Raw genomic sequence first — 6,688 nt, forward strand, 5'->3', positions numbered from 1 at the left:
CAATCCAACAGAACATCATGAGCTTAGATTTAAAATTCAACTTTACAGAAAAGAAAGATACCCGCTCCGGATTTGGTGACGGATTATTAGAAGCAGGACGTAGAAACCCAAATGTGGTCGGACTTTGCGCCGATTTGATTGGTTCGCTGAAAATGGGAGCCTTTCAGAAAGAGTTTCCTGAGCGCTTTTTCCAGACTGGAATTGCCGAGGCCAATATGATTGGCTTAGCAGCGGGTATGGCAACGTGGGGAAAAATACCATTTACAGGTACTTTTGCCAATTTTTCCACCGGCAGAGTCTATGACCAAATCAGACAGTCAGTGGCTTATTCTGATAAAAACGTCAAAATCGCCGCTTCTCACGCGGGCTTGACCCTAGGTGAAGATGGGGCAACCCATCAGATTCTGGAGGACATGGGCATGATGAAAATGCTTCCACACATGACTGTCATCAACCCTTGCGACTACAACCAAACCAAAGCTGCAACCTTGGCTGTTGCAGAGTACGAAGGCCCGGTTTATTTGCGATTTGGTCGTCCGAGTTGGCCGATCTTCACTCCTGCTGATCAGAAATTTGAGATTGGAAAAGCTTGGAAAATGATCGATGGAAAAGACGTTACCATCTTTGCTACAGGACACTTGGTTTGGGAAGCCGTAGTGGCTGAAGCCATGCTTCGTGAGGAAGGAATCTCTGCAGAGGTGATCAATATTCACACGATCAAGCCTTTGGATGAGGAAGCCATCCTTGAGTCTGTAAAAAAGACGGGTTGTGCCGTTTCTGCTGAAGAGCATCAAATCAATGGTGGTTTGGGTGACAGCATTGCCCAGACCTTGTCTAGAAATAATCCTGCTCCATTGGAATATGTGGCGGTCAATGACAGCTTTGGGGAGTCCGGTACACCTACCGAACTACTGGAAAAGTACGGCTTAAATGCTGAGAATATTGTGAAAGCTGCCAAAAGAGCTTTAGCGAGAAAATAAAAAACAGGAAAACCTCTCAAAGGATTTTCTCTTTAACTAACCTCCGAGGCCTGAATATTTTTAGGAATCGGAGGTTTTTTTTTGTGATTATCACAAAGAGCACACCCTGTCCCTAGAATCGGGAAAGAAAACGAAGGAATAGTGAAGGACATAAAATCAATTTTCCCCCATCCTCTGTTTAGGTCACAACAAACAGGAATATTTAGATAATGGGCTAAGGTGAGAATCCGACAAGAACATTACACAACTAATCAAATCGCTTCTCCGAAGCTCTGTCTCTGAGCCTATTCATCTGAGACTAAAATCAAAACGCCTCGCTGAGGCTTACTTTCTCCAAAATTTTTACTGTTGCTTTGTCCCGGTTTTACACTCACAAAGCGGAATATTCCAATTATTTTTTAAAATCTTGCCCATTCAAATCGCTTCTCCGAAGCGCTGTTTCCTATTATCTTCATCTGATGCTACAATCAAAAGGCCTCGGTGAGGCTTAAAAGCCTATGTCTTGGAAAGTAAAGCGCCAGCGGCGCGTTTTGATTTTAGAATTGTAAATAGATATAATCTAGAGCAGCAGCGCTGCGATTTGATTTTTAATTTATCGATCGCTGAAGTCAAAAATCAACCCCTCCCCCATTCTTTTTTTATCCCTTCATTTTCTACATTTTTACCTGATGATCAGCCTCAGCAAAGCAGTCACATTGATTCCCATTCAGGACTCCGATTCGGATATTTTATTTGGACTTATGAGTCGCATCTACAAGGATGCTTATGCCGAATTTTGGGAAGATGGAGGCGATTGGTATGTAGACTTGATTTATCATGAAGAGAATGTGAGAAAGGAGATTAGAAGAAGCCGAACCCATTATTTTTTTGTGGAGTGGATGGGTGAAAAAGTTGGGATTTTGAAATACGACTATCCTTTTTCACCCCGAGAAATCGAAATCCCCAATGCCATGAAATTACATCGACTTTATCTCGATTCAAGTACTCACGGAAAAGGCATCGCTAAATTGCTTCTGGAGCATTGTGAAAAAGTTACCAAAGCGGAAAACCTAGATTTTATCTGGCTAGAAGCCATGTCCTGCAAACCCCAAGCGAAGCGCTTTTATGAGAAAAATGGCTTTGAACAGGTATTGACTTATTCTTTGGATTTTGAAAAGCTTTATCCCGAATACCGCAAAATTGAGATTATGCGGAAGAGGATTTTTTGAAAGGATTATCTAATTTGGCGGGAATAAACTAATCCATCATGCTCTTTTTTAAATCATATATTTACCTACCCTTTTTGGTGCTTTTTTTGAGTTGTAAGGAAAAACAAATCAGCAGTCCTCCACCACCTCATGATAATAGCTTGTCAGCAGCAAGACTAATTTCGGATACTCCTGAGCAACCCGATGAACAAGTTGGCGTCTATTTTATGCCTTCATGGAATACCTCTCCTGACCCAAAAGTGGACCGGGATAGCTTTTGGTCTTGCCTTCAGGATCCAAAAAACTGCTCCAGTTTGCAAAACCCAGCTATTTGGGGCGCAAGGGGGAGACTTTACAACAGACGATATCCCTATGAAGGACCTTATCTAGAGCGAAAGCCTATCCAAGAACTAAAGGGATTTTACGACAGAACCGATCCTGAAGTGGCGAGAAAGCAACTGGAATACATGAAGGAGTATGGAATTGATTTTTTTGCCTACAACTGGTTTTTCGGTAGGCATTATTACTATCATTTGAACTTTGGCCCACAGGCCAAAATCTACTATCCCAAAGGCTGGAAAACTGATCAAAACCGAGATGGACGAGTGCGCGTACCCGGTATGCCAGAATGGGATGAACAATTACAGGTACTACTTGCAGAAAATACCAAATTGCCCAAGGAGAAACAACTCAAATGGGCAATCAACTGGTGTGATGACAGCAATGAGCGTTGGATGCTTTGGTTGAAAATCGGTTCACCGGAAGAACTAGCCCGCAAAGCAAATTATTCAGGCGAAAAGCCCGACAGGAATCTTTATCTCCAAGTGCATGAGAAAATCACTCAACTCTGGATTGATCAATTTTTCAAAAGGAAAGACTACCTCCGCGCCCCAGATGGACGACCCATCGTCTATTTCTATTTTCCTCAGGATGCTGAATCAAGAGCCGCCTACTATGGATTGAGCTTAAAGGAACTCTTAGATTATTCAAAAAATCTCGCAAAAAAAGCAGGCTTGAAAGGCATAAAATTCATTGCGGTGACGGCAGGTCCCATGCTGGAGCAAGAGCGGATTTATGGTCTCCCCACCTCCTGGAAAGCTAAGAACCCCTCTCGGCCCTGGGAAGGCGGCCAATATCAAAATAAATTGTTGCTACAGGAATATGTACCTCGCTTGAAATCCATGGGCTTCGAAGGAATGACAGGGTACGTGTATCATAATTTCTATGAGAAAGACAATCGCTCCTATGCTGATATGCGGGAGACTTATCGTAGTCATTGGAAGTTATGGGGAGAAAAATTCAAATCAGACGCTAATTTCGAGTACCAAATCCCTGTAGCTATGGGTTGGGATATGAGACCGGCGGGAGGCACTTGGCCCCAACAAACGGGTTTTCCGTCCGAGCCTTACAAGGATCGGGTGCATAGCACAAAAGCTACATTTAAGGCCAAGCTCCTAGAAGCTCAAGACTTTTCCAAAAAGAACCGCAATGCCAACGGGAATACCATCATGATTTGCTGCTGGAATGAATACCTCGAGGGCAACTACATCGAGCCTACTGAAGGACATGGATTTGATTATTTGGAAGCAATCCGGGAGGTCTTTGGGAAGTGACTGTTTTTCTAAATAGGCTTAGGTTTAAAATAGTAAAAGTCAATCTTTAACCTCCATCCGGAAAAATTAATCAGAAAGAAAAAAAATTCTAAAATTTTAAACATTGCTCCTGATTTTTATGAGAATGGCACTTTTATTTATGATCCCATACTGTTCATTGCCGTTCATCAAGAATTTTGGATCCAAAAAACATAGCTTTTTCTAAGGATAACCATCAGTTTTTTCTTGTTTTCCAAAACCTATTTGATGCCTTGGAGTTAGTAATCCTAAATTTCAGAAAGATGCGTTTATCGATATCATTGGTATTTCTTTTGGCGGTAGGGGTCTTTGTCTACATAGGACAAAATGCCTCCAACTTGTCTACCAATGGCATTTTTATTGGCTTATACGAAATCTTGGACTCTGGAATCGAAGAGGAAAAGGAAGAAAAAGTAAAAACTTTGGTCTTTTATTTCTCTAACCATTCTTATCATCACCTTTTTGACGAGTTTGAGCTGAATCATGCTCACTCCTATCTTTTATTTGGGTATCAATCGGAATTACCCTCGGTGGATTTGCCTCCCGAACCTTTTTTAAGTTAAGAACCCATCTATCTACTCCCATTTTAAAATTGAATGGCTGCCCAATCTCATAGAAAAAGTTGGGAGTTTTGCCCTAAAAAAACATTAAGATTGGGTAAAAGGGATGCGGATATTTTCTAAATCAAAATTATCAGGGTGGCCCCCTCCTCCTTAGATGGGGAGAACACTACTACCTCAAAAATGAGGTATCAAATCATTCTAAAAAACTAACAAATGAATCTTAACTATAAGCTAGGAATCGCTAGCATTCTACTACTATTTGGTATTTTGACCAATGCTAAAGCACAAAATACAGGTACCATTGCAACGCTTCTCGAACTGGAAGACAATCAATATTTTGCAGATCGGGACAGTGCCTATTTAGATCCCTACTATGGGTTGAAGAAATTGATCTACGGCAATAGAAGATTTGCCGACGACAAAAGCATCCGACCGAGACAGACTGATGCAGACTTGAAGAGTAACGAATTGGGTCAGGCGCCTTTTGCGACCATTATTGGATGTGCAGATAGTCGGGTACCCAATGAGATCATCTTTGACCAAGGAGTAGGTGATTTGTTTATCACTCGTACTGCCGGTCAGGTGATGGCTGAGGCTTCCTATGGCACCATAGAATACGCTACTGTGGTCCTTGAGACTAAGTTAATCGTAGTATTGGGTCATCAGTCCTGCGGTGCAGTTGGCGCTGCCATGAAACTCCCTGAAAACCCTCCTGGACACGTGGTTACCTTGATTAATGCCATCAAACCAGCTTCGCTGAGGGCCAAGGCTGCCAATCTTTCTGCGGAGGATGCACTAGATTATGCAGTGAGAGAAAATGTCATCGAGCAAGTCAATATGCTACGCAATTTGGAGCCGGTCCTGAGTAGAAAATCAGCTAGCGGAGAGGTACTCATCGTGGGTGCGGTTTACGATTTGAAATCCGGCTACGTCAACTTTATAGAGGAGACGATCAGCAGCCTGCCAAGATTCTCTAACTAAACCGAAAATATAAAAGGGCTAGGTCAGGCCTAGCCCCTTATTTACCTTTCCATGATGAGAAAATATTTATTGTTGGCTTTTGCAGTTTTTACCGTATACTCAAGCCAAGCCCAATCAAACGTAGACAATGAGCAACTAGGCGCTTGGTACATGTATTTCTTTACCAAGTCCTTCGAAAATAGCCGATTCGGTATCCAAGGTGATTATCAGTTTCGCTATTGGAATTTCGGTTCAGATAAGGAGCAGCTGCTGCTTCGTACAGGCCTCACCTATAACCCCATCAATACCAATATTCTATTGACCGCGGGCTATGGATTTATTTCCTCGGGGGAATTTGGGGAAAGTCGTGAAAATGTAATCGAACACAGAATCTACCAAGAAGTATTGCTTCCTCAGAAAATCGGAGAGCGAATTTACCTGACGCATCGCTTCAGATACGAGCAGCGATGGGTAGAAAATCAGGCTATGCGAACTCGCTATCGCTACAATATCTTTATGAATATCCCTTTGAACCGAACCAAATTGGAGAAAAAGGCAGTCTATCTTGCACTCTACAATGAGCTCTTTATCAATGGTCAAAAATCCATTGGTGATGGAAGGACTGTGGAGTATTTTGATAGAAACCGAACCTATCTGGGACTAGGATATGGCCTACGGGACAACTTGCGAATGCAAGTAGGTTGGATGAATCAAACCGTCGATAGCTACAGCAAAGCACAGGCACAAGTTAGTCTCCATCATAGTTTCTAAAAGACCAAAAAGCCCGAAGCAGCAAAATATCTGTTTCGGGCTTTGTTTTATTATGACTCCTGAAACTAAGAAGAGAACATTAGGGGAAATATGTTCGACACCCTTCGGAGTCGGTGGTGGGTGGGATTTGGGTCATTGTTTTCAACAGGTTTCACCTGACTGCCGTCAAAGGCAGGCCCATGGCTACGCCACGGCGCACAAGTATTCAAGGTTTGACCACTTCGTGGTCAGCAATTAGAATAAATGGTGATAAGATATATAGCTATTTTTGGACGGTGAAGCCGTCCAACTGAGCATACCCCAATTGTTAGGACAGAATTCATTTGACTTCAAGTATACAGAGGCCGGTTGAGTTTTCCATATTTCCACACCTGAAAATCCCTTTTTAGATTTTCAGAAGAGTGTGGGAATGTGGTAAACTCGTTTCACGCCACCTGCTCAATCATGGAATATGCTTCTGCAGGAATTCTGTTGTCCAGACTACTGTGCCTTCTACGGTGATTGTAATAATCCATGTATTCTGCCAGCTGTGCATAGAGATCCAATCCGTCCTGTGGTGGGTTGAGATAAATCTTTTCGTACTTGATGGTTCTCCA

7 protein-coding genes are annotated in these 6,688 nt (G+C 42.5%); 6 read left to right on the top strand and 1 reads right to left on the bottom strand.

Features of this window, described 5'->3' with window-relative positions:
* Positions 1 to 17: 17 nt before the first annotated feature.
* From BLQ57_RS16405 to BLQ57_RS16430, 6 genes are all read left to right on the top strand, one after another.
* Positions 18 to 980, top strand: coding sequence for a transketolase family protein (locus BLQ57_RS16405; RefSeq protein ID WP_087940648.1), 963 nt, complete (start codon positions 18 to 20; stop codon positions 978 to 980).
* Between the two features lie 668 nt (positions 981 to 1,648).
* A complete protein-coding gene (locus BLQ57_RS16410; RefSeq protein ID WP_087940613.1) occupies positions 1,649 to 2,188 on the top strand; it encodes a GNAT family N-acetyltransferase in 540 nt (179 codons plus the stop codon).
* Between the two features lie 38 nt (positions 2,189 to 2,226).
* Positions 2,227 to 3,780: a glycoside hydrolase family 99-like domain-containing protein gene (locus BLQ57_RS16415; RefSeq protein WP_087940612.1), complete on the top strand. Its 1,554-nt coding sequence runs from the start codon at positions 2,227 to 2,229 to the stop codon at positions 3,778 to 3,780.
* Positions 3,781 to 4,061: 281 nt separating this feature from the next.
* On the top strand, positions 4,062 to 4,361 hold the full coding sequence (locus BLQ57_RS16420; RefSeq protein WP_139162765.1) for a hypothetical protein: 300 nt from the start codon (positions 4,062 to 4,064) through the stop codon (positions 4,359 to 4,361).
* Positions 4,362 to 4,574: 213 nt separating this feature from the next.
* A complete protein-coding gene (locus tag BLQ57_RS16425; protein WP_087940610.1) occupies positions 4,575 to 5,342 on the top strand; it encodes a carbonic anhydrase in 768 nt (255 codons plus the stop codon).
* Between the two features lie 51 nt (positions 5,343 to 5,393).
* Entirely contained in the window at positions 5,394 to 6,092 is a 699-nt protein-coding gene (locus BLQ57_RS16430; RefSeq protein ID WP_205635637.1) for a DUF2490 domain-containing protein, read from the top strand.
* Between the two features lie 425 nt (positions 6,093 to 6,517).
* Here the strand turns inward: BLQ57_RS16430 and BLQ57_RS21710 are convergent, their stop codons facing one another.
* Positions 6,518 to 6,679: an integrase core domain-containing protein gene (locus BLQ57_RS21710; protein ID WP_394331276.1), complete on the bottom strand. Its 162-nt coding sequence runs from the start codon at positions 6,677 to 6,679 to the stop codon at positions 6,518 to 6,520.
* Between the last annotated feature and the right edge of the window lie 9 nt (positions 6,680 to 6,688).

Source organism: Algoriphagus faecimaris, assembly GCF_900101705.1.
Classification (GTDB): domain Bacteria; phylum Bacteroidota; class Bacteroidia; order Cytophagales; family Cyclobacteriaceae; genus Algoriphagus; species Algoriphagus faecimaris.

Bases quoted from the DNA above. Each gene is read 5' to 3' on its own strand.
- BLQ57_RS16405 (WP_087940648.1), top strand. From the start codon at position 18: ATGAGCTTAGATTTAAAATTCAACTTTACAGAAAAGAAAGATACCCGC.
- BLQ57_RS16410 (WP_087940613.1), top strand. From the start codon at position 1,649: ATGATCAGCCTCAGCAAAGCAGTCACATTGATTCCCATTCAGGACTCC.
- BLQ57_RS16415 (WP_087940612.1), top strand. From the start codon at position 2,227: ATGCTCTTTTTTAAATCATATATTTACCTACCCTTTTTGGTGCTTTTT.
- BLQ57_RS16420 (WP_139162765.1), top strand. From the start codon at position 4,062: ATGCGTTTATCGATATCATTGGTATTTCTTTTGGCGGTAGGGGTCTTT.
- BLQ57_RS16425 (WP_087940610.1), top strand. From the start codon at position 4,575: ATGAATCTTAACTATAAGCTAGGAATCGCTAGCATTCTACTACTATTT.
- BLQ57_RS16430 (WP_205635637.1), top strand. From the start codon at position 5,394: ATGATGAGAAAATATTTATTGTTGGCTTTTGCAGTTTTTACCGTATAC.